The organism is Actinomadura bangladeshensis (assembly GCF_004348335.1).
In the GTDB taxonomy this organism is placed as follows: Bacteria; Actinomycetota; Actinomycetes; order Streptosporangiales; family Streptosporangiaceae; genus Spirillospora; species Spirillospora bangladeshensis.
On the sequence record NZ_SMJW01000049.1, the window covers coordinates 1 to 24,296 of the forward strand.

The window sequence follows — 24,296 nt, forward strand, 5'->3', positions numbered from 1 at the left end:
GGACGGCACCGGCGTCGGGGTGCCGGGGCGCGGCCGGAACGTCCCGCAGGTCGGCGACGGCACCGGCGAGGCCGGCTGCGCGGCGGCGGCCGCCTCGCGGGCGGCGACGGGCGCGGCGCTCGGGGACGAGCCGGAACCGGCGGCCAGCCAGATCCCGGCGGCGGCGAGGCCCGTCCCGCCGAGCCCGGCCAGCACGATCAGCGGCCCGCGGCGGATGCGACGCTTGTCAGTCATGGTGCTCCTCGGGGGAGATGTCCTTACACCCCCGATAACCCCCGCCCACCGCCGCCGGGTTGTCACGCCGCCGCGATTTCTCGCGGGCGCCCTCGCGCGCGGGTCAGGAGCGGCCGGCGGCCAGCACGTCCGGGATGAGGGCGGCGAGGTCGCGGAACGCCTTGCCGCGGTGGCTGATCGCGTCCTTCTCGGCCGCGGACATCTCGGCGGTGGTGCGGGTCTCGCCGTCCGGGACGAAGATCGGGTCGTAGCCGAAGCCGCCCGTGCCGCGCGGCTCGCGGATCACCGTGCCGTGCATGCGCCCCTCGACGGCGCGCTCGGTGCCGTCCGGGGTGACGAGGACGGCCGCGCACACGAAGGCGCCGGCGCGGCGGTCGTCGGCGACGTCGGAGATCTGGTCGAGCAGGAGCCGCAGGTTGGCGGTATCGCGGTCGCCGGTGGCGGCGCCGAGGCGGCCCGACCAGCGGGCGGACAGGACGCCGGGCATGCCGTTCAGCGCGTCCACGCACAGGCCGGAGTCGTCGGCGACGGCGGGCAGGCCGGTGAACGCGGCGATCGCGCGGGCCTTCAGGAACGCGTTGCCGGCGAAGGTCAGCTCGGTCTCGGCGACGTCGGGGGCGCCCGGGAACTCGTCCAGGCCGACGACGTCGAGGTCGCCGAGGATGCGGTGGAGTTCGGCCACCTTGCCCTGGTTGTGGGTGGCGAGGACGATCCGGCTCATCGGCCGAGGGCCTCCTTCTGGAGCCGCGTCAGGTCGGCGCAGCCGCCGGCGGCGAGGTCGAGCAGCGCGTCCAGCTCGGCGCGGTCGAACGGGGCGCCCTCGGCGGTCCCCTGCACCTCGACGAACCGGCCGTCGCCGGTGCAGACGACGTTCATGTCGGTGCCGGCGGCGGAGTCCTCCTCGTAGCAGAGGTCGAGGCGGGCCTCGCCGTCCACGACGCCGACGCTGACGGCCGACACCGACGTGATCAGCGGGTCGCCCTTGAGGAGCTTGCGCTCGCGCATCCAGCCGACCGCGTCGGCGAGCGCCACGTACGCGCCGGTGATCGCGGCGGTGCGGGTGCCGCCGTCGGCCTGCAGCACGTCGCAGTCGAGCTGGACGGTGTTCTCGCCGAGCGCCTTCATGTCGAGGCACGCGCGGATCGACCGGCCGATCAGCCGGGAGATCTCGTGGGTGCGCCCGCCGACCCGGCCCTTGATCGACTCGCGGTCGTTGCGGGTGTTGGTGGCGCGCGGCAGCATCGCGTACTCGGCGGTGACCCAGCCGAGGCCGCTGTCGCGCCGCCAGCGGGGCACCGACTCCTGCACGGAGGCGGCGCACAGCACGCGGGTCCGGCCGAACTCGACGAGCACCGAGCCCTCCGCGTGGTCGAGCCATCCGCGCTGGATCCGGACGGGGCGGAGCTGGTCTGAAGCGCGATCATCGGGGCGGGCCATGCGGTCAACCCTAGCGGTCGCTAGAGGGTGTACCGGGCGCCCACGCGGGCCAGCTCGATTTCGCCGTCGTAGCCCGCCGCCTTGGCCTCCTTGAGCGACATGTCCGCGTCGTTCCACGGCACCAGGTGGGTGAGGACGAGCCCGCCGACCCCGGCGCGGGCGGCGTGCTCGGCGGCCTCCCGGGCGGTCAGGTGCAGCTCGGGCGGGTGGCCCGGCCCGTCCAGGAAGGACGCCTCGCAGAGGAACAGGTCGGCGCCCGCGGCCAGCTCGACCAGCTCCTCGGACGGGCCGGTGTCGCCGGAGTAGGCGAGGGCCCTGCCGCCGTGCTCGATGCGGAACGCGTACGCCTCGACCGGGTGCGGCATCAGCGCGGTCGTCACCCGGAACGGCCCGATCTCGTAGGGGCCGCGGCGCAGGGGGTGGAAGTCGAACGTCTCCGTCATGCCCGGGTCGGGTTCGAGGTCGTAGGCGCGGGCGAGCCGGGCGGCGGTGTCGGCGGGGCCGTGCACCGGGATCCGCGGCGGCGCCCCGCCCGGCCGGTAGGTGCGCGCCACCCAGTACCCGCACATGTCCAGGCAGTGGTCGGCGTGCAGGTGCGAGATGCAGACGGCGTCGATCTCGTAGATCGAGCGGAACCGCTGCAGCGACCCGAGCGCCCCGTTGCCGAGATCGAGGACGAGTGCGAAGCCGTCCGCCTCGATCAGGTAGCTGGACGCGGGGCTGTCCGGCCCCGGGTAACTGCCGGAGCATCCGATCACAGTGACCCGCACGCTCACTCCTCCTCTTAGAGTCCCCGAGGAATCAGGTGGTCAGTGCCTCGTCCGGCACGGCTTCGTCCGACACGTCCCCGCTCGACACGGCCCCGTCCGACACCGCCCCGCTCGGCGTCGTCTCCACCGAACCGATCTCCGGTCCGAGGAAGCGGCGGCCGAGCTCGGCGAACACGGCGGGGTCACCGGTCGCGCGGAACCGGTGCCGCGGCCGGGGCGACGCCCCGGGGCGGGCCAGCCCCCGGTCGTGGAGCACTCGGTACACGTCCTTGGCGGTCTCGTCGGCGCTTGAGACCAGTGTGACCCCGTCTCCCACCACATACGAGATAACGCCCGTCAAAAGGGGGTAGTGCGTGCAGCCGAGGATGAGGGTGTCGCAGCCGGCGTCGACGATCGGCGCCATGTACTCGCGGGCGGCCGCCAGCAGCTCGCCGCCCATCGTGACGCCCGCCTCGACGAACTCGACGAAGCGCGGGCAGGCGGCGCTGACCAGCTCGATGTGCGGGGCGGCGGCGAACGCGTCGTCGTAGGCGCGGCTCGTCACGGTCGCCTGCGTGGCGATCAGCCCGACCTTCCCGTTGGACGTGGCGCGGGCCGCCCGCCGGGTCGCGGGGTTGATGACCTCGACGACCGGGACGTCGTAGCGCTCGCGGGCGTCCCGCAGCATCGCCGCGCTGGCGCTGTTGCAGGCGATCACGAGCATCTTCACGCCCTCGTCGACGAGCCGGTCGAGCATGTCGAGGGCGAAGGCGCGTACCTCGGCGATCGGGCGCGGCCCGTACGGCTGGCGGGCCGAGTCGCCGAGGTAGATGATCGGCTCGTTCGGCAGCTGGTCGAGGATGGCGCGTGCCACCGTCAGCCCACCGAAACCGCTGTCGAAGATCCCGATGGGAGCGTCTGGGAGGCCGTCCCCCCGGGATGGATCTGACATGGTGCACAAGGCTAGGCGACCCGGCCCCGCACAGGTGCGTCATGCGTCGGACATCACACCGTAACGCTCCGGAAAACCGTCCAGGTCAAGGGATGCGCGCATGATCCGGATGTCCGGTGCGGCGAAACGCCGGAGCCGTGGCCGGGTCAGGACCGGGCGCGGGGGACGCGGGCGATCTGCCGGCTCTGCGCGACCAGCCGGCCGGCGGTGTCCCACACCTCGACCTCCTCGTCGAACCAGCCGTCGGCGAGCAGCCGCCCGGTACCGTGCACGGCGAGCCAGCCGGGCTCGGGGACGGCCCGCATGTGCCAGGTCAGCTCGACGGTCGGCGCCCAGCCCTGCGCGCCGAGGTTCAGCGCGACGGGCGGCAGCGCGTCCACGGCGAGGGCGAGGGAGTAGGCGTCGATCTCGTAGGCGTCGGCGTGCCGGAACCAGGCGCGGATCTCCGGGCTGCCGCTCGGCTGCCCGTCGAGCCAGCCCATCGTGGTGCGGTCGAAGCGCATGTCGACCGCGTCGGCGAAACCGCCGCCGCCCGTCGGCGGCCGGAAGTCGGTGCACTCCTCCAGCGGCGGGACGGGCACGGGCGGCGCCGCCCCGGCGTAGGCGGGCTCGGCGGCGGCGTCGAGGGTGCCGGTGGTGATCAGCGCGTCCACGACGGTCCGGCCGTCCTGGACGAGGGAGACCAGCGCCGCGGCGGCCGTGCGGCCCTCCTTGCGGGGCTCGACGATCACCTCGGCGGGGCCCGCCTTGGTGACGCGGTGGAAGTTGGTCGCGGTCGAGATCGGGTGCCCGTGCGGGGAGGCGTCCACGGCGGCGCGGCCGAGCACGGCCATCACGTAGCCGCCGTTGATCGCCTCGCCGATCGCGTAGCCCGCGTCCAGGACGGCCTCGTACCGGCCCTCGCCGACCCGCCGCACGGCGGTCGCCTCGCCGAACCCGCTCATCCGCACACTCCCACGTCGCCCGGCCCGGTTCTAGAATCACGTTCGAAAACGAACTCTACCGCGCCGCCCACCCGCTTCGTTGATCTGCGGCGTGTTGTTGTTATGGCGGGCCGGATAACAACAACACGCCGCAGATCAACGGGAGGCGGGGGTGGGGTCGGTCCGGAGTTGGGCTTCGAGGCGGGTCAGGCCCAGAGCTGGCCCTCCAGGCGGGCCTCGGCCTCCTCCAGCGTGCCGCCGTAGGCGCCGGTGGACAGGTACTTCCAGCCGCCGTCCGCGACGACGAACGCGATGTCGGCCCGCTCGCCGGCCTTCACCGCCTTCTTCGCCATGCCGATCGCCGCGTGCAGCGCGCCGCCGGTCGAGATGCCGGCGAAGATGCCCTCCTGCTCCAGCAGCTCGCGGGTGCGGCGCAGCGCGTCCCCGGAGGTGACGGAGAACCGGGTGGTCAGCACCGTGTCGTCGTACAGCTCGGGGATGAAGCCCTCGTCGATGTTGCGCAGCCCGTACACCAGGTCGCCGTACCGGGGCTCCGCCGCGACGATCTTCACGTCCGGCACCCGCTCGCGCAGGAACCGGCCGACGCCCATCAGCGTGCCCGTCGTGCCGAGCCCGGCGACGAAGTGCGTGACCGTCGGCAGGTCCGCGAGGATCTCGGGACCGGTCGTCTCGTAGTGCGCGAGCGCGTTGGCCTCGTTGCCGTACTGGTAGAGCATCACCCAGTCCGGGTTCTCGGCGGCCAGCCCCTTCGCGACCCGGACGGCCTCGTTCGAGCCGCCCGCCGCCGGGGACGAGATGATCTCCGCGCCCCACATCTCCAGCAGCTGGCGGCGCTCGGCGGAGGTGTTCTCCGGCATCACGCACACCATCCGGTAGCCGCGCAGCTTGGCGACCATCGCGAGGGAGATGCCGGTGTTGCCGGACGTCGGCTCCAGGATCGTGCAGCCGGGCGTCAGCAGCCCGTCCTTCTCCGCCTTCTCGATCATGTAGAAGGCGGGACGGTCCTTCACCGAGCCGGTGGGGTTGCGGTCCTCCAGCTTGGCCCAGATCCGGACGTCCTCGCTCGGCGACAGCCGCGGCAGGCCGACCAGCGGCGTGCGGCCGAGCGAGTCCAGTAGCGAGTCGAAGCGCATCGGTGCTCGTCCGGCCCGGCTCAGCCGCCGGCCACGGCCGGCAGGATGGTGACGTTGTCGCCGTCGGCGACCTGCGTCTCCAGCCCGCCGAGGAAGCGCACGTCCTCGTCGTTCAGGTAGACGTTGACGAACTTGCGCAGGCCCTTGTCGTCCACCAGCCGGTCGCGCAGGCCGGCGTGCCGGCTGTCCAGGTCGCTGAACAGCTCGTCCAGGGTGCCGCCCTTGCCCTCGACGGCCTTCGCGCCGTCGGTCAGGTTGCGCAGGATCGTCGGGATCCGGACCTCGATCGCCATCGCGGTGATCTCCTTCTACGTCGTACGGGGCTCCCCGCCCTCTCGCGTTGCAACCGGGCGGGCAGCGGGATGATTCCAGGCGTGATCAGCGCGTCAGCGACAGTCGTAGACGACCTCGGCGCGCGAGTGCCCGAACAGGAAGCTCTGCACGGGTGGCACGGCGGCGGACCCGGCACGCCACCGCGCGCCGCCCGTCTCATGCCCGCTCGTCCACATGTCGACCAGTTTACCGGCCGCGACCCCGCGATTCCGCTCCGCCTTACCCCTCGTAGGCGTCCACGACGGTGACCTCTTCTTCGGTCACTTCGCCGTCCACGATTCGGAACGACCGGAACTCGGTCTCGTCGTCGTCGCGGGTCGACACGAGCACGTAGTGGGCGTTCGGCTCGGACGCGTACGAGATGTCCGTGCGGGACGGGTACGCCTCCGTGGCGGTGTGCGAGTGGTAGATCACCACCGGCTCCTCGTCCCGGTCGTCCATCTCCCGCCACACCTTCAGCTGCTCCTGGGAGTCGAACCGGTAGAAGGTCGGGGACCGCTCGGCGTTCTCCATCGCCACGTACCTGACGGGACGGTCCGAACCGACCGGACCGGCGATGATGCCGCACGCCTCGTCCGGGTGGTCGGCGCGCGCGTGCGCGATGATCTGGCCCACGAGGGCGCGCTCGATCGTCAGCATGGCCCCGAGCTTAAGGCAACGGCTCCCCAAGGACCTGGACGAGGCCGTCCTGGAGCATCGTCAGCCACTCGTAGACGGTGAACAGGGTCGCGCGCGGGTCGAGCGGGTCCATCCGGTCGGCCTGCTCGTACCACTCCTCGGTGATGTCGAGCCGGGTGCCGAGCGCCAGCCGCACGTCGTTCAGGGCGCGCAGCCAGCCCTGCGCCTGCTCGTCGTCCAGCACGACGTCGGCGCCCTCGTCGGTCAGCGCGCCCAGCACCATCCCGGCGGCCTCGCGCTTGCCGTCCCGCAGCCCCATCTCGGTGTAGCGGCGGAACTCCCCGGCGGCCTCGCCGTCATCGCGGTAGGCGTCGGGGAACAGCCGCGCGAGGACGGGGTCGTCCGGCTTCTCGGCGTTCTCGGCGATGCCCATCGCGGCCAACTCGTCGTCGGCGGCGGGCGCGTCGCCGATCAGCGCGAGCAACTGCTCCATCAGGGTGCGCAGCAGCGCGGCCTCGTCGGCCTCCAGCCGCACCCGGACTCCCTCGCGGGTCTTCTCCACCTCGGTCATCGGCTCAGTCGTCCCGTTTCACCGTCGCCCACAGCCCGTAGGAGTGCAGGATCTCCACGTCCCGCTCCATCTCCTCGCGGGTGCCGTTCGCCACGACCGCGCGGCCCTTGTGGTGGACGTCCAGCATCAGCTTCTCCGCCTTGGTCTTCGGGTAGCCGAACACGGCCTGGAACACGTAGGTGACGTACGACATCAGGTTGATCGGGTCGTTCCAGACGATCGCCAGCCAGGGCCGGTCGGCGCTCACGTCCTCCTCGGTATCCGGCCGTTCGAGCTCCACCGGCGCGGGCGCCGTGTTCATGGCGCTCATTGCCCGGATCGCCCCCTCTCTGCGCGTTCTCGGTCCGCCCCGCCGCACCCGATGCCACGCGCCGGTTCCCCCGCCGGGTGCGCGGGCCCGCACCCCCATGGTGCCCACAGTCGGGCTTAAGGTGCCACTTGTGGACCTTGCTGACGGCACCGCCCTGCTCACCGACCAGTACGAGCTGACCATGCTGCAGGCCGCGCTCCGCAGCGGGACCGCCGACCGCCGCACCGTCTTCGAGGTGTTCGCGCGCAGCCTGCCCGCCGGCCGGCGCTACGGCGTCGTCGCGGGCGTCGGACGGCTGCTGGACGCGATCGAGGCGTTCCGGTTCGAGGCCGCCGAACTGGAGTTCCTCACCGCGAACGAGATCGTGGACGAGCCGACCGCGCGATGGCTGGAGAAGTACCGATTCACCGGGAACGTGTGGGGCTACGCCGAGGGCGACTGCTACTTCCCGGAATCGCCGATCCTGGTGGTCGAGGGGACGTTCGGCGAGGCGGTCCTGCTGGAGACGCTGGCGCTGTCGATCCTGAACCACGACTGCGCGATCGCGTCCGCCGCGTCCCGGATGGTGCAGGCCGCGCAGGGCCGGCCGATCATCGAGATGGGGTCGCGGCGCACCCACGAGCGCGCCGCCGTCGCCGCCGCCCGCGCGTCCTACATCTCCGGGTTCACGACCACGTCCAACCTGGAGGCGGGCCGGCTGTACGGCGTCCCGACCGCCGGGACGAGCGCGCACTCCTTCACCCTGCTGCACGACAGCGAGCGGCACGCGTTCGAGGCGCAGCTCGCCTCGCTCGGGGACGGCACCACCCTGCTGGTCGACACCTACGACGTCGAGCGGGCCGTCCGGACGGCCGTGGAACTCGCCGGTCCCGCCCTCGGCGCCGTGCGGATCGACAGCGGCGACCTCGGCGTGGTGGCCCGCCGCGTCCGCGAGCAGCTCGACTCGCTCGGCGCGCACGGCACCCGCATCGTGGTGACCGGCGACCTGGACGAGTACGGCATCGCCGCGCTCGCCGCCGCCCCGGTGGACGGCTACGGCGTCGGGACGTCCCTCGTCACCGGTTCGGGTGCGCCGACCGCGTCCCTCGTCTACAAGCTCGTCGCCCGCTCCGACGGCCCGGACGACGCCGCCCCCATGCGCCCGGTCGCGAAGCGCTCCACGGGCAAGCCGAGCCGGGGCGGGCGCAAGACGGCCGTCCGCCGCATCGACGGCCACGGCGTCGCCTACGCCGAGACGGTCTCCACCGGCCCGGCGGCGCACGGGCCCCGCGACCGCGTCCTGCAGGTGCCGCTCGTCCGCGACGGCGAGATCGTCGGGCGCGAGTCGCTCCAGGACGCAAGGGACCGGCACGCCCGCTCGATCTCGGAACTGCCGGCGACGGCGCTCCAGCTGTCCAAGGGCGAGCCCGCCGTCCCCACCGAACTCGTCAACGGCGGTCCCCGCCCCTAGCGCCGTATCCACGCGGGCCTGGGGTACGGTCGGTTGCGGGGCAACCGGTAACAGGGAGCGGTCATGGGCAAGAAGGCTCTGATCATCGTGGACGTGCAGAACGACTTCTGCGAGGGGGGCTCGCTGGCCGTGGCCGGCGGCGCCGGCGTGGCCGCCGGCATCTCCGAGCACGTGGCCGGGCACGCCGACGACTACGCGCACATCGTCGCGACGCGCGACTTCCACCTCGATCCCGGCGCCCACTTCTCCGCCGAACCCGACTTCGTCGACTCCTGGCCGCCGCACTGCGTGATCGGCACCCCCGGCGCCGATTTCCACCCGAATCTGGCGCTCGCCCCCATCGAGGCCGTGTTCAGCAAGGGCCGCGAGACCGCCGCCTACAGCGGCTTCGAGGGCTTCTCCGACGACGAGACGCCGCTGTCGGACTGGCTGGGCGCCCGCGGCGTCGACACCGTCGACATCGTCGGCATCGCCACCGACCACTGCGTCCGGGCCACCGCGGTCGACGCGGCCCGCGCGGGCCTGCGCACCACCGTCCTGCTCGACCTCACCGCCGGCGTCGGCAAGACCACCGTCGACCGCGCGCTGGACGAGCTGCGGGCGGAGGGCGTCACGCTGTCCGGCGCCCCGGTGGTGAGCGCCTGACCATGCCGACCTCACCCCCCAAGGTCATCCTGGTCGCCGGCGTGTCCGGCAGCGGCAAGACCACCATCGGCACCCTGCTCGCCGAACGCCTCGGCTGGGACTACGCCGAGGCCGACGCCTTCCACTCCGAGGCCAACATCGCGAAGATGCGCGCGGGCCACCCCCTCACCGACGACGACCGCCTCCCCTGGCTCCGCTCCATCGCCGCCTGGATCACCGAGCGCCTCGCCACCGACCGTCCCGGCGTCGTCACGTGCTCCGCCTTGAAGCGCACGTACCGCGACCTGCTGGCCGGCGGGAACCCGGAAGTGGCCATGGTGCTCCTGGACGGCGACCGCGACCTCATCGCGGGCCGCATGAAGGCCCGCAAGGGCCACTTCTTCAAGGCGACGCTCCTGGACACCCAGTTCGCCGACCTGGAACTCCCGTCCCCCGACGAGGACGTCCTCCTGGCCCCCATCACGGGCACCCCGGAGGAGACGGTCGCGCACATCATCGAGGCACTGAACCTGACTCCCGCCGTCCGCTGACCGCGAGCCGTCCGCCCGCGCGGGCCGGGCTCGAGGCCGAGGTCTCCGCCACACGTGCGAGCTACCGACCGGGCGACCGCCAGGTAATGGCGTTGCCGGTGCCGACCGGGCGGGGTCATCATCGCGCCATGGAACTCGACTGGTGGTATTTCCGCCGCCTGTACGAAGGGCTGCACGACCATCATGACGACGCCGGACGCCAGGCATATCTGTCCGGTCAGCGCCAGACGGCGGCAGCCCACCTCACCGATCTCGCGCCACTGCGCAAGCGGGAGCGGATACCCGCCGGCGGGTACTCGGGAGACGACGAACAACTGTGGCGCATCATGAAGCTGTACGCGTTGAGCCGGATCAGCGACTACCTCATCGAACTCTTCTGCCCCGAGGGAGAACCACCTCCCGGATTCGGTGTCACCGGAGGACGTTCCGTCATCGCGGGAAGTGTCGCCCATCGATTCGGGCCCGGCGGAGTCAACGCTCCTCCCGGCTGGATCGGTTCACGCAGGCTGGAGCGTGGCGGGCGCGCCGCGTACACGGACTTCTTCACCGACATCGGGCTGACGCCATTCGAGCACGCCGGGGCGTTCTCTCCGTTCCACCACGAGATCTTCGCCGTCATCCAGGATCCCTCCGCGACGGCCGTGACTCTGGAGGAAGTGCTGTGGCCCGGCTTCTGGTTCGGGGACCTGCTGTTCAGCCGCGCCGGTGTGCGAGTGCGGGCGCCACGGCATCTGATCGACGCCGCGGTGGCCACGACCTCGACGCTGTACTTCACCTTCCGCCGCGAGCCGCGTTCGACCAGCGACCTGTCGGACGGCTGGGGTTCCAACTCGCAATGGCGCACGAAGTTCCCCCGCTTCTACTCCGACGAAGACGGCCTGCACCTCAATTGGGACGGTGAAGTGGACATCGGCGAAGACCCTCCAGCAGACCCTGCCGACCGTCTCAGCTCCCCCGATCCCCTTGACGAGCGGCGGGAATTGCTGCTGTACAGGTGTTTCGTCCGCAGCGCGCTACCGCGCGACGAAGACGACCGGTTCCCCTTCGGCGACCGGCTCAGCCTGAATTCCCAGACTGCGAACGGATCCCGGTAGGTGGCGTAGCGCCGCAGTGAGCGGGCCGAGTCCCGGTTCGGGGCCGCCCATCGGCTATCGAAGACGACATCGAACCCGAAGAAGCCGTCGATGTGGCGAGCGGCCTGCGCGGCGGGGGCCCACTGCACGGTGGCGCGCATCATCGCTGACCGCAATGCGGCAGGCTCAGAACCTTCTGCCGCCGTCCACATCTGAAGGATCGCCTCGGCCACAGCGTCGACAGCGGTCGCGGGTGTGAGAGCAGGCGATATTTCGGCGAGCGCGAAGGCCGGAAAGGCATTATCCCGATCGAGGTCCGCGGGGCGAGTCAGGTAGGGGTACTCAGCCGATCTGAGTAGATGAACCCATACTCTGCGCGGTAGCCCGTGGCAGGGTCGGTGCATGGACCGGCAATCTCCCAGCGGCGCGATTCGCAGGCTGGTGACCGGGGTGGCGATCGTGGTCGCGGTCATCCTGACCATTGGCGGGCTGGCGGCGATCGGCGCCTATGTCTTCATCGTCGTCGCCATGTCCAACTTTGGGAGCAACAAGTGATCTCACGGCTGCTCTTGGTGATCCACCTGGCCCGTCCGGCGGTCGTGGTCCTGCTGGGGCTTTTCACCGTCACCGGGCTGGCCCAGGCGGGTCACGGCGACGACCACGTTCTGCTGGCCCGGGCGCTCGTCATGGTCTTCGGGTTCCTGGTGTTCTCGGTGGCCTGCAACGACATCGCCGACGCGGCCATCGACCGGGTGAACCTGCCCGGCGATCCGGGACGTCCCCTCGCCGCCGGCACCGCGCATCGCCGCGAGATGGCGCTGATCGGCGTCACCGCCGGTGTCCTGGCGCTGCTGGCGAGCCTCACCCTGCACTGGCCGGCCGCGGTGGTGACCCTGCTGGGCCTCGCCGTCAGCGCCGGCTATTCGCTCCGTCCGGTGCGGTTGGCCGCCCGCGGCGTGGTGGCACCGCTCGTGCTGCCCGCCTGCTACGTCGCCGTTCCCTACCTGATCGGCGTCTTCGCGGTACGCGACTCGCTCCGGCGAGAGGACCTGCTGCTGCTCGCCGGGCTGTACGTCGGCTTCATCGGCCGAATCCTCCTCAAGGACTTCCGCGACGTCGTCGGTGACGAGATGTTCGGCAAGCGGACGTTCCTGGTCCGGCACGGCCGCCGCTGGACCTGCGCGTTCAGCGCCCTCTGCTGGATCGCGGGGACGGTCATGCTGGTGGCGGCCGTCCGGCACCCGACCCTTCACGTGGTCGCCGTCAACGCCGTGTACCTGGCCGCCGCGCTGCTGCTCCTCCGCGCCCTGGCGACCGAGCGGGGCGCGCGGCGCGACGAGCACCTCATCGCGGCGATCGCCATCGTCGGCCGCGGGATCGTCCTCTCCCTTCTCGTCCATCTGGCGCTCACGAACGCCCACTGGCCCACGCCCTGGTACGCGGCCGTCATGACCGCGCTCGTCGCGTGCCTGCTGAGCCAGGCGGTCGTCATGGCCCGTCGCGGCCCGGCCGTCACACCCGGCAGGCGGTCACCGACCCGGACGCTCATCACCGGCCCGCCCCGTCCCCTCCAACGGACGCGGCGGACCCCGTCGCCTCGGTGAGGCGGGTGCCGAGCGCGCGGATGTGCTGGACGAGCTCAGGCGGCTCGTCCACCCGGAACGGGACGCCGAGCTGCGCGACCCACATGGCGAGTTCGTCCAAGGAGTTCGATCCCGTGGTCAGGACGCACGCGCCCTCGCCCGCCGGCTCGACGACCGCCATGGTCGGCGGCATCCGGGCGGCGATGGCGTCCGCCGGGGCCTGCACCGTGAACCGGCCGCGGTAGCGGTACGGGGCGGCGGAGATCCGCTCGGAGATGTAGCGGACGAGGTCGCCGCTGGGCGGTTCGCGGGGCGTGAAGCGCGGCCCGTTGGGGGTGCGCAGGCGCAGCCGGTCGACGCGGAACGTGCGCCAGTCGTCCCGGCCGGGATCCCATGCCACCAGGTACCAGCGGCGGCCCGAGTTCACCAGCCGGTACGGCTCGGCGGTGCGGCGCCGCGCGGTGCCGTCGTGGGACCGGTAGTCGAACCGCAGGCTCTCCCGGTCGCGGACGGCCGCGGCGATCGCGGTGAGCACGGCCGGGTCCACGCCCGTGGCGGCGCCCGTCAGCGGGACGGTGATCGACCGCAGCGCACCGACCCGGCTCCGCAGCCGGGACGGGAGGACCCGTTCGAGCTTGGCGAGAGCCCGGACGGAGGTCTCCTGGATGCCCGCCACGTCGGAGACCGCGGCGGTGCCCAGCCCGATGGCGACCGCGACCGCTTCGTCGTCGTCGAGCAGCAGCGGCGGGAGCCCGCTGCCGGCCCCGAGCCGGTAGCCGGGCGCGCCCGCCGTGGCGTCCACGGCGTAGCCGAGTTCGCGCAGCCTCTCGACGTCGCGGCGGATCGTCCGAGGGGAGACACCGAGCCGGTCGGCCAGCTCGGCGCCGGGCCAGTCCCGTTGGGTCTGCAGCAGCGACAGCAGCCGCAGCAACCGCGCCGATGTTTCGAGCATGGCGGCCACCCTAGGACAGAAGTCGTCCTAACCTGGATCTACCGTCCAGGTCATGAGCAACGACGACACGCGAATCCACCGCTTCGAGATCGACGTCCCGCAGGCAGAGCTGGACGATCTGCACGGCCGCCTGGCGGCGACCCGGTGGCCGGACGAACTGCCCGGTGTGGGCTGGTCCTACGGGGTGCCCGCCGGGTATGCGAAGAAGCTGGCCGAGCACTGGCGGACCGGGTTCGACTGGCGGGCCGCCGAGGCGCGGCTGAACGCCTTTCCGCAGTACACGACGCGGATCGACGGACAGAACGTCCACTTCCTGCATGTCCGCTCCCCCGAACCCGGCGCGCTGCCCCTGATCATCACGCACGGCTGGCCCGGCTCGGTCGCGGAGTTCCTGAAGATCATCGGCCCGCTCACCGACCCGGTCGCCCACGGCGGCGACGCCGCCGACGCGTTCCATGTCGTCGTCCCGTCCATCCCCGGGTTCGGCTTCTCCGGGCCCACCACCGAGACCGGCTGGGACCTGGAGCGGGTCGCGCGGTGCTGGGCGACCCTGATGGACCGCCTCGGCTACGCGCGCTACGGCGCCCAGGGCGGCGACAGCGGATCGGTCATCTCGCCGATGCTCGGCCGCGCCGCACCCGGCAACGTCGCCGGCGTGCACGTGAACGGCGCGCTCGGGTTCCCGACCGGCGACCCGGCCGAATTCGAGGGGCTGACCCACGCCGAACTCGCCCGGCTCGGCCAGTACCAGGACCAGGACAGGGCCGGCTACGCGATCATCCAGGCGACCCGCCCGCAGACCCTCGCGTTCGGGCTGCACGACTCCCCCGCGGCACAACTGGCGTGGATCGCGGAGAAGTTCAAGGAATGGACCGACCCGGCCCGCGAACTCCCCGAGGACGCGGTGGACCTCGACCAGTTGCTCACCAACATCAGCATCTACTGGTTCACCCGGACCGCCGCCTCGGCCGCACGCCTCTACAAAGAGGGCCAGAAGGGGTGGGGAGCGGTGACCGAATACTCGTCCGTGCCGCACGGCGTCGCCGTCTTCCCCGGCGAGGGCGGCGTCCGCCGCATCGCGGAACGCGAGCACAACGTCGTGCACTGGTCGGAATACGAGCGCGGCGGCCACTTCGCGGCCATGGAAGCCCCCGACCTGCTCGTCAAGGACGTCCAGACCTTCTTCCGCCCCCTCCGGTGACCCCGGGCTCCCGGCCCCCCGGCCACAGCGCCGCTCCCATGATCTCGGCCGCCGGCGGTCTACTTCCGGCGGCGCACGATCTCTTCGATCCAGATGGGCGCGAACGGAGACGTGCAGCCGGGCGGGGTCGGGTAGTCCTTGAGCACTTCCAGACGTTCGCCGATGTCGATGGCGCGGGCGCGGTGCTCGGGATGGTCGATGCCGATCTGCGCCAGGCAGTGGTTCATCGCCCATTGCAGGCGCTCGGGGGCGTCCTTCATCTCCGCCTCGATGACGTCCAGCAGACCCGGTAGATCCAGGACGTCGGGCTTCTTCGTCACGCGTTCGGTGGTCAGCGCCCAGCCGGCGCCGGCCACCACCGGGTCCGGGTCCGCGAACCAGGCAAGGCGCAATTCTTCGGAGTGCGGGCTTTTCTTCACCACGTAGTTCACGAGCCAGTCGTGCACCTTCGGCGTGCGGGCCTCGCGCAGCATGGCGTCCAATTCGTCCCGCCCGAACGCCTTCGGACGGCAGATGAGGATCGCCAGCAGCCTCGCCGCGCTGTCACCCGTCTCCCAGAGCCGGCACGCGAGTTCCTGCTGCGTCTTCAGCCGCTTGGCGATCGCGCGCAGCTTGCCGAGGTTCACACCGTGATCGTCAGCGTGCTTCTCGTTCACCGCGCGGATCTTCGGGTCCTCGAGCCCGGCCAACTCGCCCATGACCTCGTCCAACACCACGTCAGCCATGCCTGCCACCTACCCTTCGAGCTCCGGCGTAGCGTACTCAGGCCGGCCACGGAGGCGGAAGTCCGCTCTCGCAAGATATAATCTCAACTGAGACTATCTTGCGTGATCAGATTGGGGGGACGCCGTGGGGGGCGTCATGTGGCTCATTGCGCGTCGTTCGGTCGCCGAGGGGCGGTTGCGGCTGGCCGCGACCCTGCTGGCGGCGCTGGGGTCGATCGCGCTCATCGCGGGCTCGCTGCAGTTCGCGCTGCGGGCGCAGGAGGCGGTGGCGGGCAGCGACGCGAGCGAGTACTTCCGCGCCGACGTGCTCGTGCAGGGCGGGACGGCGGATCCCGACGACCCGAGCGCGCCGCCGGACGGCCGCGTCCGGCTGGACCGGGTCGCGTCCAGGCCCGGCGTGGCGGCCGCCGCCGGGGACGCCGCGGTGGCGGTCACCGCCACCGGTTCCGATGGACGCGCGATCACGGCGGCGGCCGAGGGCCGGACGCTGCTGCGCCCCTGGGTGTCCGATCCGAAACTGGCCCCCTACCGGCTGGAGGAGGGCCGCGCCCCCACTGCCGACGGAGAAGTGGCGGTCGTTCAATACATGGCCCGCGCCGGGAAGGCCGGTGTCGGTGATGCCCTGACGCTGACGCTGCCCCGCGAGACGCGGCGGGTGACGGTCACCGGGGTCGTCACCGTCCAGGGCCGGGACGCGGTGGCCGCCGGGAACCTCGTGCTGGCCCCGCCCGAGACCGTGCGCCGCGCCGCGCGGCTCCCCGCGGGCACGTGGCAGAGCGTCTGGCTGAAGGCCGCCCCCGGCGTGCCCGCCGAGCGGCTGCGCGGCGAACTGGCCCGGGACCTCGGCGGCGGCGCCACCGTCCGCACCGCCGCGTCCGTGCGGGACGCGCAGGCCGCCGCCGCGGCGGGCGAGGGCGCCTCGGTCGCCGGCGTCATCGGCGGGCTGTCCCTGGTGGCGGTCTTCGTCGGCCTGTTCACGGTGGCCAACACGTTCGGCACGCTGGTGCGGCAGCGGACCCGGCGGCTGGCGCTGCTCGGCGCGATCGGCGCAACGCCGCGCCAACTCGGCCTGCTGGTCCGGCTGGAGGCGCTGGTGCTGGGCGCGATCGCGGCGGTGGGCGGCGTGGCGGCGGGCTTCCCGCTGTCCGAACTGATCATCCGGCTGTTCGCCCGGGACGGCTTCGACGTCTCCGCCGCCGGTCCCCGGTTCGGCTGGGTCGCGCTGGGCGTCCCGGCCGCAGCCGGCCTCGTCGTCACCCAGCTGGCGGCGTGGCGGGCCGCGCGCCGCGCCGCCGGCGTCTCCCCCGTGCAGGCGCTGCGCAGCACCGTCGCCGAGACCCCGGAACGGCGGTGGCCCCGGCTGCTCGCCGCGCTCGCGCTCTTCGCCGGGGCGGGCTTCTGGTGGGCGGTGGCGACCGCCGTCCGCGTCAGCGACCCGCCCGGCCAGGACCGCACGTTCGGCGTCGCGCTGATGGTCCTGTTCGGCGCCATGCTCGCCCTGACCGCCCTGACCATTCTCACCCCGTTCTTCGTCGCGCCGCTGGGCGGGCTGGTCGGACGCGCCGGCAGGCTGGTCGGCGGCGAGACCGGACGGCTCGCGCACGCCACCATCACCCGCAGCCCCCGCCGGGTCTCCTCCGCCGCGTCGTCGCTGACGCTGGGCGTCGCGCTGGTCTCCTCGGTGGCGCTGGTGACCCAGTCGGTGAACGACCGGTTCGCGGAGGCGGGACGGCAGGTCATGGCGGCCGAGCACGCCGTCGCCGCCACCGCCCGGACCGCCGAAGGCGCCCCCTCGCCGCTCGCCCGTGACGTGGTCGACAAGGTCGCGGAAGCACCGGGAGTGACCCGCGCGACCGCCCTCACCCAGACCGAGGTCAAGCTCGTGTCGCCGCCGTCCCCCGGCGAGGACCCCGAGCCGTTCCGCCTCATGGTCACCGGCGTCGAGCAGACGGGGCTGCGCGACCTGCTGCGCCTCGGCGGCGCCCCTCCCGCGCTGCGTCCCGGAGAGATCGCCCTGTCGTCGACCGTCATGAAGGGGCGGGGCTTGCGGCCCGGCCAGGAGATCACCGTGCGGGCCGCCCACGGCCGCGTCCCGCTCACGGTGGCGGACGCCTACCACGACCCCTCCCACCTGTTCGCCGAACAGGCGCTCGTCGCTCCGGCGACGATGGACGAGCTGGACGCCAACGCGGCGACTCAGGCCGTCCTCGTCCAGGGCGGCTCGTCCGAGGCCCTCGCGCGGGCCGTGGCGGGGGTGCCCGGCGTCCGGGTCCTCGACCGCGACGCCTACGTGGACGCCGCGTCGTCCTCCCTGACCCGGCCGCTGCGGGCGACCTACACCTTCATCGGCATGGCCCTGCTGCTCGCGCTGTTCGGGATGGCGACCACGGTGTCGATGGGCGTCGCGGAACGCACCCGCGAGTTCGGGCTGCTCGGCGCCGTGGGCGCCACGGCGCGGCAGATCCGCGCGATCGTCCGCTGGGAGGCGGCCACCGTGGTCGCCCTCGGCACGATCATCGGCCTCGTGATCGCCATGGGCACGCAGACGCTGCTGCACGTGACCACCGGCAGCTCCTTCCTGCGGCCGGACCCGCCGTGGTGGCTGTTCCCGGCCGTGGCGGCGGGCGCGGCGGCGGCGACGCTCGCGACCACGGCGCTGCCCGCGCGCCGGGCCGCAGCGGTCCCCGTTCTCGAAGCCGCCAAGGCGGAGTGACGCCTCATCGCGTCCGAACGGCGTGAACAGGTCGATCTTCCAGCGGCCGCGCCGCCTCGGGAGCGGCCGGAGAGCCGGGGGTCAGTGGCGGCGTTTGGCGGCCCAGTCGCGGATCTTGGCGATGCGGTCGCGGATCTCGGCGGCGCTGGCCTGGGGAACCGGCGGGCCGCCGCAGGCGCGGCGCAGTTCGTTGTGGATGACGCCCTGGGGCTGGCCGGTGCGGTGGTTCCAGGCGTTGACCAGGCCGTTCAGCTCGCGGCGCAGGGCGGCGATGTCCTCGGCGGCGGTGCGGTCCGCGCGGGGGTCGCCGGTCTTGCGCCTGCGCTCGCTGGCCATCTGGGCCGCCTGGCGCTTGCGCAGCAGGGCCGACACCTGGTCGGGTTCCAGAAGGCCGGGGATGCCCAGGTACTCCTCCTCTTCGGCGGAGCCCGGCTGGGCGTGCATGCCGAACTCGCCGCCGTCGTAGAGGACGCGGTCGAACGTCGCCGACGCCTCCACGGTCTCGAAGGGAAGCTCTTCGCCTACGTCTGGGTTGTCCTGCTTGCGGTTCGCCTCGGCGAGGAGGTCGTCGTCGAGGCCGTCCTCCCGGACGGGACGGTCCAGGACGTGGTCGCGCTCCTCCTCCATCTCGGAGGCGTGGCCCATGAGGGTCGGCACGGACGGCAGGAAGACCGACGCCGTCTCGCCCCGTTTGCGGGCCCGGACGAAGCGCCCGATCGCCTGCGCGAAGAACAGCGGGGTGCTGGTCGAGGTGGCGTAGACGCCCACGGCCAGGCGCGGGATGTCCACGCCCTCGGAGACCATGCGGACCGCCACCATCCAGCGGTCCTCGGTGTCGGCGAACTTCTTGATCTTCTTGGACGCGGTCGGGTCGTCCGACAGCACGATGGTCGCACTCTGGCCGGTGACCGCCTTGAGCATCCCCGCGTAGGCGCGGGCCGTCTCGTGGTCGGTGGCGATGACCAGGCCGCCCGCGTCGGGGATGGCGCGGCGCAACTCGGTGAGGCGGCGGTCGGCGGCGGCCAGGACCTGCCTGATCCAGTCGCCCTTCGGGTCGAGCGCGGCGCGCCACGCCTGGGCCATCTGGTCCTGGGTGAGCGGCTCGCCGAGGGTCGCGGTGATCTCGTCGCCGGCGCGGGTGCGCCAGCGCATCTCCCCCGCGTACGCGAGAAAGATCACCGGGCGGACGACGCCGTCGGCCAGGGCCGGACCGTAGCCGTAGGTGTAGTCGGCCTGGCTGCGGCGGACGCCGTCCGGGCCCTCCTCGTACTGGACGAACGGGATCGGGTTGATGTCGGTCCGGAACGGGGTGCCCGAGAGCGCGAGGCGGCGGGTCGCGGGCTCGAACGCCTCGCGGACGGCGTCGCCCCACGACAGGCCGTCGCCCGCATGGTGGACCTCGTCGAAGATGATGAGGTGCTTGCGCGACTCGGTGCGGTTGCGGTGCAGGGCGGGACGGGCCGCGACCGTGGCGTAGGTGACGGCGACGCCGTGGAAGTCCTTGCCGATGGGGCCGTCGCTGTTCTGCCACTCCGGGTCGATCCTGATGCCGACGCGGGCGGCGGACTCGGCCCACTGCCGCTTCAGGTGCTCGGTCGGGCACACGACCGTGATCGCCTGGACGGTGCGGCGCTCCATCAGCTCGCGGGCGAGGCGGAGCGCGAACGTCGTCTTGCCGGCGCCGGGCGTCGCGACGGTGAGGAAGTCGCGCGGACCAGGCTGGGAGCCGTCCGTCCCGAAGTAGGCCTCCAGCGCCTGCTGCTGCCAGGCGCGCAGGGACGACGCCGTCCCCCAGGCGGCCCGTTCGGGGAACGCGGGGGGCATGCTCGATGCGGCGAAGGTGCTCACGGTCATTGAAGGCTACCGAGCCGCACCGACAGTTCGTGCCCCGGTCGGCTCGGCTGTGCCCGGTTCCACTCGGTGCCGGGCCTGCCTCCGGGAGCGGTAGGCCGCCCAGGACGCCCGGATGCGGCGGCCCTGACCTGCGGTGAAGGCGTGCATGCACGAGTCGTGCGCGTAGTCCATGAAGTTGTGGACGGGATCGTCGCCCCGCTGCGGGCAGGTGTCGCGGAAGTCCGGGCATCCCTGCGCCGGCTCCGCCTCGTACGGGGTGTCGGCCACCCCGTCGCCCGGCGGGAGGCAGCCGCCCTCGAACGTGTGCAGCAGGCCGAGCCAGTGCCCGATCTCGTGGACGGCCGTGTACCCGCGGCTGAACGGCCCGTACGAGCCGCCCGGCAGGCTGCGGTAGTCGATGACGACGCCGTCCATGCGCGGGTTCTCCGCGTACCACTGCGGGAACGTGGAGAAGCCGAGGACGTCCGACCCGGCGGCGGCCGTGTAGACGTTGAGCGTGCCGCGCCCGCCCTTGCGCAGGCGCTTCTTCATCGCGCGCTCGTGGCGCTCCGGGGCGTGGAACCAGGACGCGTTGTCCGTCCGGTCGAGGCCGGCGAGGCGGAACCGCACGCGGGTGTCGACGCCGCCCTTCCTGCCCCCGTACGCGGCGTTCAGGGTGGAGATCTGCCGCTGGACGGCCTTCTTCGACAGCCGTCCGCTCCCCCCGCTGTGGACGACGTGGAACCGCACCGGGACGACCAGGCGCCGCGCCATCCGCCGGTTGGCGTCGAGCCGCCTCTCGTCGGACGTCCCGAACCGGTCCAGGAGTGAGCGGCGGAGGTCGGTGAGCATGCCGACGACCTGGTCGCGGCCGAGGTCGGCCCGGTCGCGCGGGTGGACGGTCCGGGCGTTCGAGCGGTGCACGCAGTCGCCGTGCCGTGCGGTGCCGCCGTCTCGTGCGGCGGCCGGTACGGGCCGTACTCGCGGACGGTCACCCGTAGCACCCGGAACGGTGCACACCGTAGTCAACAGTGCGCATAGCGAAACCCCGGCCAGCCGCCGCATTCATCCCCCGTATGTCAGAGGCCCCTCGCAAAGGGCCCGTATGCCAGAAGTCCGTCCGTCAGAAGTCCGAGGTCCCGCGGTATGCCCCCACCGCGGGACCCGGAAGCGCGCAGCCCGGAACGGCGGCGCGCCGCCCGCCGCGCCTCAGCGGCGGGTCACTCGCCCTTGTCGCCCTTGCCGCCCGGCTGCATGGACTCGTAGATCTCCTTGCACTCCGGGCAGACCGGGTACTTCTTCGGATCCCGGTTCGGCACCCAGACCTTGCCGCACAGCGCGATCACCGGCGTGCCGGTCACCGCGCTCTCGGTGATCTTCTGCTTCTTCACGTAGTGGGCGAACCGCTCGTGGTCGCCGTCACCGTGCGAGAGGTCCGGCCGGACATCCTGCTGGGTGTCGCTCTCGGGAAGGATCTTCGTACTCACGTCTTCACCTTAGTTCAGCGTGGGGTCGTCGGGAAAAGTGGAGACGAACGCCAGATCGCCGCCCTGCCTGCGCAGAACGTCCTGCCAGAGGCGCTCTGGGGCGGCGGCGAACACGTCTCCGGCCTCGGCGGGCACCAGGTACCAGGAGCCGTCCTGCACCTCGCCGAGCAGCTGCCCCGCCGACCAGCCCGCGTACCCGGCGAACACCCGCAGCTGGAGCAGCTCGGCCGCGATCAGCCCCGGCGGCGCCTCCAGGTCGACCACCCCGACCCGCGCGACCTCGGCACCGCCGTCCAGGGCGCGCCAGCCGAGCGGCTCGTCCTCGCCGGGGAGGCGGGCCAGGGCGAGCGGATGCTCCAGTGCGACGGGGCCGCCCTGGAACACCACGGCGGGCCCGGTCGCGAGATCGCCCCACGGCGGGAGGACCCGGTCGACGGGAACCTCGGTCGGCCGGTTGAGGACAACTCCGAGCGTCCCGCCGCCGACATCGTGCTCGACCAGCAGGACGACACTGCGGCGAAAGTTCGGATCCTCCAGCTGAGGGGTCGCCACCAGCAGGAGCCCCACCCTGATGCCGTCTTCCATGGGTTCCATCATGCGTTGCGCGGACCTCCGGCGGCACGTCCCCTCGCTCGTTAGCCTGTTACGCATTCCTATCGATGGGGATATCGGCACCACAAGGTCCTGGGTTAAGAATGATCTAGGATCATCGGCCATCCGCTTGGTGCGCGCCGGGAGGACAGCGGTATGCAGTTGCCCAGGGTCATCATCGCCGCCGTGTTCATCGTGATCGGGGCGCTGATCGCCATCCCGGCGCTCTTCAAGTCGGACGGGTCGGCGGAGCCGACCTCCTCCACCGCGTCCGCGAGCCCGAGCGCGTCCGGCACCGGGAAGTCGCCGTCGGCCACGCCCACCACGTCCGGGACGGCGAAGCCGCCCGCGCGTCCGGTCACCGCGAGCATCGGCGCGGTGTCGTGCCCCGGACGCACCGTGCACGTCACGATCCGCAACACCGGGACGCAGACCGAGGACTTCTCCGTCGAGCGGGACGACGGCGGCGCCGCCGAGCCCGGCCAGATCCGCCCGGGCACCACCCGGACGGTCTCGGTCGAGCTGCGCGAGGACCGCCGCACCGGCCTCGCGGTCACCTGGGCGAACAAGCGCATCGAGAGCAAGACCGTCAAGGCGAACTGCAAGAAGGCGGGTGCGGGCGCGCCGACCGAGACGCCGCCGGGCAACCTGCCGCACACCGGCCCCGACACCGTCCTGTGGGCGCGCGCCGCGACCGGCGTCGGCATCATCCTCACCGGCGCGATCATCTTCTGGTACGGCGGGATCTGGCCCCGCCGCCGCGAGAAGATGTTCGCGAGCGAGAAGACCGACTAGGCCGCCGGTTCAGGCCTCGGTGCGGGGGCGGCCGCCGGCGGCCTCGCGGACGGCGCCGGCGACGCGGGTCGCCACGTCCGGGTGGAAGACGCTCGGGATGATGTAGTTGGGGCCGCTCTCCTCGGGGGTGACGACCTCGGCGAGCGCCGTGGCGGCGGCGGCCAGCATCTCCATGGTGACGACGTCGGCCTGCGCGTCCAGCAGCCCGCGGAAGACACCGGGGAACGCCAGCACGTTGTTGATCTGGTTGGGGTAGTCGCTGCGGCCGGTCGCGACGACGGCGGCGTGCTCGCGGGCCTCGTCCGGCGCCACCTCGGGCTCGGGGTTGGCGAGCGCGAACACGATCGCGCCGTCGTTCATCGTCGCGATGTCGTCGCCGTTCAGGATGCCGGGGGCGGAGACGCCGATGAACACGTCGGCGTCCTTGACCGCGCCGCGCAGGTCGCCCGCGTAGCCGGAGGCGTTGGTGTGCTCGGCGATCCAGCGCAGCGAGTCGTCCAGGTCGTCGCGGCCCTTGTGGACGGCGCCGCGGTAGTCGCACACGATCAGGTCGCGGGCGCCCGCGTGCATCAGCAGCTTCAGGATCGCGGTGCCGGCGGCGCCCGCGCCCGCCATCGTGATGCGGACGGAGCCGAGCTCCTTGCCGACGACGCGCAGCGCGTTGGTCAGCGCGGCCAGCACGCAGATCGCGGTGCCGTGCTGGTCGTCGTGGAAGACGGGGATGTCGAGCAGCTCGCGCAGCCGGGCCTCGACCTCGAAGCAGCGCGGCGCGGAGATGTCCTCCAGGTTGATGCCGCCGAACGCGGGCGCGAGGATCTGGACGGTCCGGACGATCTCGTCGGTGTCCTGCGTGTCGAGGCAGATCGGCCACGCGTCGATCCCGGCGAACCGCTTGAACAGCGCCGCCTTGCCCTCCATGACGGGCAGCGCCGCCTCCGGGCCGATGTTGCCGAGGCCGAGCACCGCGGACCCGTCGGTGACGACCGCGACGCTGTTGCGCTTTATGGTCAGCCGCCGGACGTCCTCGGGGTTGCGGGCGATGGCGAGGGAGACGCGGGCGACGCCCGGCGTGTAGGCCATCGACAGCTCGTCGCGGTTGCGCAGCGGCACCTTCGACTGCATCTCGATCTTGCCGCCGAGGTGCATCAGGAAGGTCCGGTCGCTGACCTTGTGGATCTTGACGGACTCGATGCCCTCCAGCGCCCCGGCGATCGCCTCGGCGTGCTGGGTGTCGCGGGTGGCGATCGTCACGTCGATGCGCAGCGTCTCGTGGCCGGCGGTGTTGACGTCGAGGGCCGTGACGATGCCGCCGGCGTTCTCGACGACCTGGGTGATCTGGCTCACGGCCCTGCCGCCGGCCGGGACCTCCAGCCGGACGGTGATGGAGTACGACACGCTCGGCACGCTCGCCACGACGACTGCTCCTTGCTGCTCCGG

The 24,296-nt window shown here is 72.4% G+C and carries 27 protein-coding genes and 1 pseudogene; 9 read left to right on the forward strand and 19 right to left on the reverse strand.

Annotated elements, in window-relative coordinates; all coding sequences use genetic code 11:
* From E1284_RS41390 to clpS, 12 genes and pseudogenes are all read right to left on the reverse strand, one after another.
* Positions 1 to 234, reverse strand: a pseudogene (locus tag E1284_RS41390) (hypothetical protein); the annotation flags it as partial.
* Positions 235 to 337: 103 nt separating this feature from the next.
* Complete coding sequence (gene rdgB / locus E1284_RS12305; RefSeq protein ID WP_131939179.1) at positions 338 to 955, reverse strand: RdgB/HAM1 family non-canonical purine NTP pyrophosphatase; 618 nt, start codon at positions 953 to 955, stop codon at positions 338 to 340.
* Complete coding sequence (rph, locus tag E1284_RS12310; protein WP_131939180.1) at positions 952 to 1,671, reverse strand: ribonuclease PH; 720 nt, start codon at positions 1,669 to 1,671, stop codon at positions 952 to 954. Before rph ends, rdgB begins: the two co-directional genes overlap by 4 nt.
* Before the next feature lie 20 nt (positions 1,672 to 1,691).
* Positions 1,692 to 2,441, reverse strand: coding sequence for an MBL fold metallo-hydrolase (locus E1284_RS12315; protein ID WP_131939181.1), 750 nt, complete (start codon positions 2,439 to 2,441; stop codon positions 1,692 to 1,694).
* 31 nt (positions 2,442 to 2,472) lie between these two features.
* A complete protein-coding gene (gene murI / locus E1284_RS12320) occupies positions 2,473 to 3,372 on the reverse strand; it encodes a glutamate racemase (protein ID WP_131939182.1) in 900 nt (299 codons plus the stop codon).
* Positions 3,373 to 3,518: 146 nt separating this feature from the next.
* Positions 3,519 to 4,316: a thioesterase family protein gene (locus E1284_RS12325; RefSeq protein ID WP_131939183.1), complete on the reverse strand. Its 798-nt coding sequence runs from the start codon at positions 4,314 to 4,316 to the stop codon at positions 3,519 to 3,521.
* 185 nt (positions 4,317 to 4,501) lie between these two features.
* Complete coding sequence (locus E1284_RS12330; protein WP_131939184.1) at positions 4,502 to 5,449, reverse strand: PLP-dependent cysteine synthase family protein; 948 nt, start codon at positions 5,447 to 5,449, stop codon at positions 4,502 to 4,504.
* A 20-nt stretch (positions 5,450 to 5,469) separates the two neighbouring features.
* Positions 5,470 to 5,742 (reverse strand): MoaD/ThiS family protein, encoded by a 273-nt coding sequence (locus tag E1284_RS12335; protein ID WP_131939185.1) that lies wholly within the window; start codon positions 5,740 to 5,742, stop codon positions 5,470 to 5,472.
* A 93-nt stretch (positions 5,743 to 5,835) separates the two neighbouring features.
* Positions 5,836 to 5,958, reverse strand: coding sequence for a hypothetical protein (locus tag E1284_RS43645; RefSeq protein WP_275406620.1), 123 nt, complete (start codon positions 5,956 to 5,958; stop codon positions 5,836 to 5,838).
* A 43-nt stretch (positions 5,959 to 6,001) separates the two neighbouring features.
* Positions 6,002 to 6,421, reverse strand: a complete 420-nt coding sequence (locus E1284_RS12340) for a M67 family metallopeptidase (RefSeq protein ID WP_131939186.1) — start codon at positions 6,419 to 6,421, stop codon at positions 6,002 to 6,004.
* A gap of 10 nt (positions 6,422 to 6,431) precedes the next feature.
* Positions 6,432 to 6,971: a DUF2017 domain-containing protein gene (locus tag E1284_RS12345; protein WP_131939187.1), complete on the reverse strand. Its 540-nt coding sequence runs from the start codon at positions 6,969 to 6,971 to the stop codon at positions 6,432 to 6,434.
* Between the two features lie 4 nt (positions 6,972 to 6,975).
* The gene (gene clpS / locus E1284_RS12350) at positions 6,976 to 7,272 is read right to left on the reverse strand and encodes an ATP-dependent Clp protease adapter ClpS (RefSeq protein WP_131939188.1); all 297 of its coding nucleotides are present in this window, start codon (positions 7,270 to 7,272) and stop codon (positions 6,976 to 6,978) included.
* 106 nt (positions 7,273 to 7,378) lie between these two features.
* On the opposite strand from clpS, the gene E1284_RS12355 reads away from it, so the two are divergent.
* The 6 genes from E1284_RS12355 to E1284_RS12375 all read left to right on the forward strand — a co-directional run bounded on the left by E1284_RS12355 (position 7,379) and on the right by E1284_RS12375 (position 12,583).
* Entirely contained in the window at positions 7,379 to 8,731 is a 1,353-nt protein-coding gene (locus tag E1284_RS12355; RefSeq protein ID WP_131939189.1) for a nicotinate phosphoribosyltransferase, read from the forward strand.
* A 63-nt stretch (positions 8,732 to 8,794) separates the two neighbouring features.
* Positions 8,795 to 9,376, forward strand: a complete 582-nt coding sequence (locus E1284_RS12360; protein ID WP_165965233.1) for an isochorismatase family protein — start codon at positions 8,795 to 8,797, stop codon at positions 9,374 to 9,376.
* Between the two features lie 2 nt (positions 9,377 to 9,378).
* Positions 9,379 to 9,906, forward strand: a complete 528-nt coding sequence (locus tag E1284_RS12365; protein WP_131939190.1) for a gluconokinase — start codon at positions 9,379 to 9,381, stop codon at positions 9,904 to 9,906.
* Positions 9,907 to 10,034: 128 nt separating this feature from the next.
* A complete protein-coding gene (locus tag E1284_RS12370; protein WP_131939191.1) occupies positions 10,035 to 11,000 on the forward strand; it encodes a hypothetical protein in 966 nt (321 codons plus the stop codon).
* Between the two features lie 381 nt (positions 11,001 to 11,381).
* Positions 11,382 to 11,534, forward strand: a complete 153-nt coding sequence (locus E1284_RS41395; RefSeq protein ID WP_165965234.1) for a hypothetical protein — start codon at positions 11,382 to 11,384, stop codon at positions 11,532 to 11,534.
* Positions 11,531 to 12,583: a UbiA prenyltransferase family protein gene (locus E1284_RS12375; RefSeq protein ID WP_165965235.1), complete on the forward strand. Its 1,053-nt coding sequence runs from the start codon at positions 11,531 to 11,533 to the stop codon at positions 12,581 to 12,583. The genes E1284_RS41395 and E1284_RS12375 overlap by 4 nt, the downstream gene beginning before the upstream one ends.
* Here E1284_RS12375 and E1284_RS12380 read toward each other — a convergent pair.
* Entirely contained in the window at positions 12,528 to 13,514 is a 987-nt protein-coding gene (locus E1284_RS12380; protein ID WP_131939193.1) for a helix-turn-helix transcriptional regulator, read from the reverse strand. The two genes, E1284_RS12375 and E1284_RS12380, sit on opposite strands and share 56 nt — an antisense overlap.
* 52 nt (positions 13,515 to 13,566) lie before the next feature.
* Between E1284_RS12380 and E1284_RS12385 the strand changes: the two genes are divergently transcribed.
* Positions 13,567 to 14,715, forward strand: a complete 1,149-nt coding sequence (locus tag E1284_RS12385; RefSeq protein ID WP_131939194.1) for an epoxide hydrolase family protein — start codon at positions 13,567 to 13,569, stop codon at positions 14,713 to 14,715.
* A 59-nt stretch (positions 14,716 to 14,774) separates the two neighbouring features.
* On the opposite strand, the gene E1284_RS12390 is transcribed toward E1284_RS12385, so the two are convergent.
* The gene (locus E1284_RS12390) at positions 14,775 to 15,440 is read right to left on the reverse strand and encodes a DNA alkylation repair protein (protein WP_131939195.1); all 666 of its coding nucleotides are present in this window, start codon (positions 15,438 to 15,440) and stop codon (positions 14,775 to 14,777) included.
* A 136-nt stretch (positions 15,441 to 15,576) separates the two neighbouring features.
* On the opposite strand from E1284_RS12390, the gene E1284_RS12395 reads away from it, so the two are divergent.
* Positions 15,577 to 18,153 (forward strand): FtsX-like permease family protein, encoded by a 2,577-nt coding sequence (locus E1284_RS12395; protein WP_131939196.1) that lies wholly within the window; start codon positions 15,577 to 15,579, stop codon positions 18,151 to 18,153.
* An 81-nt stretch (positions 18,154 to 18,234) separates the two neighbouring features.
* Here E1284_RS12395 and E1284_RS12400 read toward each other — a convergent pair whose 3' ends face one another.
* The 4 genes from E1284_RS12400 to E1284_RS12415 all read right to left on the reverse strand — a co-directional run bounded on the left by E1284_RS12400 (position 18,235) and on the right by E1284_RS12415 (position 22,058).
* Positions 18,235 to 19,977 (reverse strand): DEAD/DEAH box helicase, encoded by a 1,743-nt coding sequence (locus tag E1284_RS12400; protein WP_131939215.1) that lies wholly within the window; start codon positions 19,975 to 19,977, stop codon positions 18,235 to 18,237.
* Between the two features lie 36 nt (positions 19,978 to 20,013).
* Positions 20,014 to 20,910 carry a zinc metalloprotease gene (locus E1284_RS12405; protein ID WP_243714429.1) on the reverse strand — a complete coding sequence of 299 codons (897 nt, stop codon included), beginning with the start codon at positions 20,908 to 20,910 and terminating at the stop codon, positions 20,014 to 20,016.
* A 296-nt stretch (positions 20,911 to 21,206) separates the two neighbouring features.
* Positions 21,207 to 21,473, reverse strand: a complete 267-nt coding sequence (locus E1284_RS12410) for a DUF3039 domain-containing protein (protein WP_131939198.1) — start codon at positions 21,471 to 21,473, stop codon at positions 21,207 to 21,209.
* 9 nt (positions 21,474 to 21,482) lie between these two features.
* Positions 21,483 to 22,058: a YqgE/AlgH family protein gene (locus tag E1284_RS12415; protein ID WP_131939199.1), complete on the reverse strand. Its 576-nt coding sequence runs from the start codon at positions 22,056 to 22,058 to the stop codon at positions 21,483 to 21,485.
* Positions 22,059 to 22,220: 162 nt separating this feature from the next.
* Here E1284_RS12415 and E1284_RS12420 point away from each other — a divergent pair, with 162 nt between their 5' ends.
* Positions 22,221 to 22,859 (forward strand): hypothetical protein, encoded by a 639-nt coding sequence (locus E1284_RS12420; RefSeq protein ID WP_131939200.1) that lies wholly within the window; start codon positions 22,221 to 22,223, stop codon positions 22,857 to 22,859.
* Positions 22,860 to 22,868: 9 nt separating this feature from the next.
* On the opposite strand, the gene E1284_RS12425 is transcribed toward E1284_RS12420, so the two are convergent.
* Positions 22,869 to 24,272, reverse strand: coding sequence for an NAD-dependent malic enzyme (locus E1284_RS12425; RefSeq protein WP_131939201.1), 1,404 nt, complete (start codon positions 24,270 to 24,272; stop codon positions 22,869 to 22,871).
* Positions 24,273 to 24,296: the final 24 nt, after the last annotated feature.

Excerpts from the sequence above, each read along its gene's own strand:
- E1284_RS12330 (WP_131939184.1), bottom strand. The coding sequence starts at position 5,449 with ATGCGCTTCGACTCGCTACTGGACTCGCTCGGCCGCACGCCGCTGGTC.
- E1284_RS12385 (WP_131939194.1), top strand. The coding sequence starts at position 13,567 with ATGAGCAACGACGACACGCGAATCCACCGCTTCGAGATCGACGTCCCG.
- E1284_RS12355 (WP_131939189.1), top strand. The coding sequence starts at position 7,379 with ATGGTGCCCACAGTCGGGCTTAAGGTGCCACTTGTGGACCTTGCTGAC.
- murI (WP_131939182.1), bottom strand. The coding sequence starts at position 3,372 with ATGTCAGATCCATCCCGGGGGGACGGCCTCCCAGACGCTCCCATCGGG.
- E1284_RS12400 (WP_131939215.1), bottom strand. The coding sequence starts at position 19,977 with ATGCCCCCCGCGTTCCCCGAACGGGCCGCCTGGGGGACGGCGTCGTCC.
- E1284_RS12415 (WP_131939199.1), bottom strand. The coding sequence starts at position 22,058 with ATGGAAGACGGCATCAGGGTGGGGCTCCTGCTGGTGGCGACCCCTCAG.
- E1284_RS12345 (WP_131939187.1), bottom strand. The coding sequence starts at position 6,971 with ATGACCGAGGTGGAGAAGACCCGCGAGGGAGTCCGGGTGCGGCTGGAG.
- E1284_RS12325 (WP_131939183.1), bottom strand. The coding sequence starts at position 4,316 with ATGAGCGGGTTCGGCGAGGCGACCGCCGTGCGGCGGGTCGGCGAGGGC.
- E1284_RS12370 (WP_131939191.1), top strand. The coding sequence starts at position 10,035 with ATGGAACTCGACTGGTGGTATTTCCGCCGCCTGTACGAAGGGCTGCAC.
- E1284_RS12395 (WP_131939196.1), top strand. The coding sequence starts at position 15,577 with ATGTGGCTCATTGCGCGTCGTTCGGTCGCCGAGGGGCGGTTGCGGCTG.
- rph (WP_131939180.1), bottom strand. The coding sequence starts at position 1,671 with ATGGCCCGCCCCGATGATCGCGCTTCAGACCAGCTCCGCCCCGTCCGG.
- E1284_RS41395 (WP_165965234.1), top strand. The coding sequence starts at position 11,382 with ATGGACCGGCAATCTCCCAGCGGCGCGATTCGCAGGCTGGTGACCGGG.
- E1284_RS12365 (WP_131939190.1), top strand. The coding sequence starts at position 9,379 with ATGCCGACCTCACCCCCCAAGGTCATCCTGGTCGCCGGCGTGTCCGGC.
- E1284_RS12390 (WP_131939195.1), bottom strand. The coding sequence starts at position 15,440 with ATGGCTGACGTGGTGTTGGACGAGGTCATGGGCGAGTTGGCCGGGCTC.
- E1284_RS12420 (WP_131939200.1), top strand. The coding sequence starts at position 22,221 with ATGCAGTTGCCCAGGGTCATCATCGCCGCCGTGTTCATCGTGATCGGG.
- E1284_RS43645 (WP_275406620.1), bottom strand. The coding sequence starts at position 5,958 with ATGTGGACGAGCGGGCATGAGACGGGCGGCGCGCGGTGGCGTGCCGGG.
- E1284_RS12340 (WP_131939186.1), bottom strand. The coding sequence starts at position 6,421 with ATGCTGACGATCGAGCGCGCCCTCGTGGGCCAGATCATCGCGCACGCG.
- E1284_RS12360 (WP_165965233.1), top strand. The coding sequence starts at position 8,795 with ATGGGCAAGAAGGCTCTGATCATCGTGGACGTGCAGAACGACTTCTGC.
- rdgB (WP_131939179.1), bottom strand. The coding sequence starts at position 955 with ATGAGCCGGATCGTCCTCGCCACCCACAACCAGGGCAAGGTGGCCGAA.
- clpS (WP_131939188.1), bottom strand. The coding sequence starts at position 7,272 with ATGAACACGGCGCCCGCGCCGGTGGAGCTCGAACGGCCGGATACCGAG.
- E1284_RS12380 (WP_131939193.1), bottom strand. The coding sequence starts at position 13,514 with ATGCTCGAAACATCGGCGCGGTTGCTGCGGCTGCTGTCGCTGCTGCAG.
- E1284_RS12335 (WP_131939185.1), bottom strand. The coding sequence starts at position 5,742 with ATGGCGATCGAGGTCCGGATCCCGACGATCCTGCGCAACCTGACCGAC.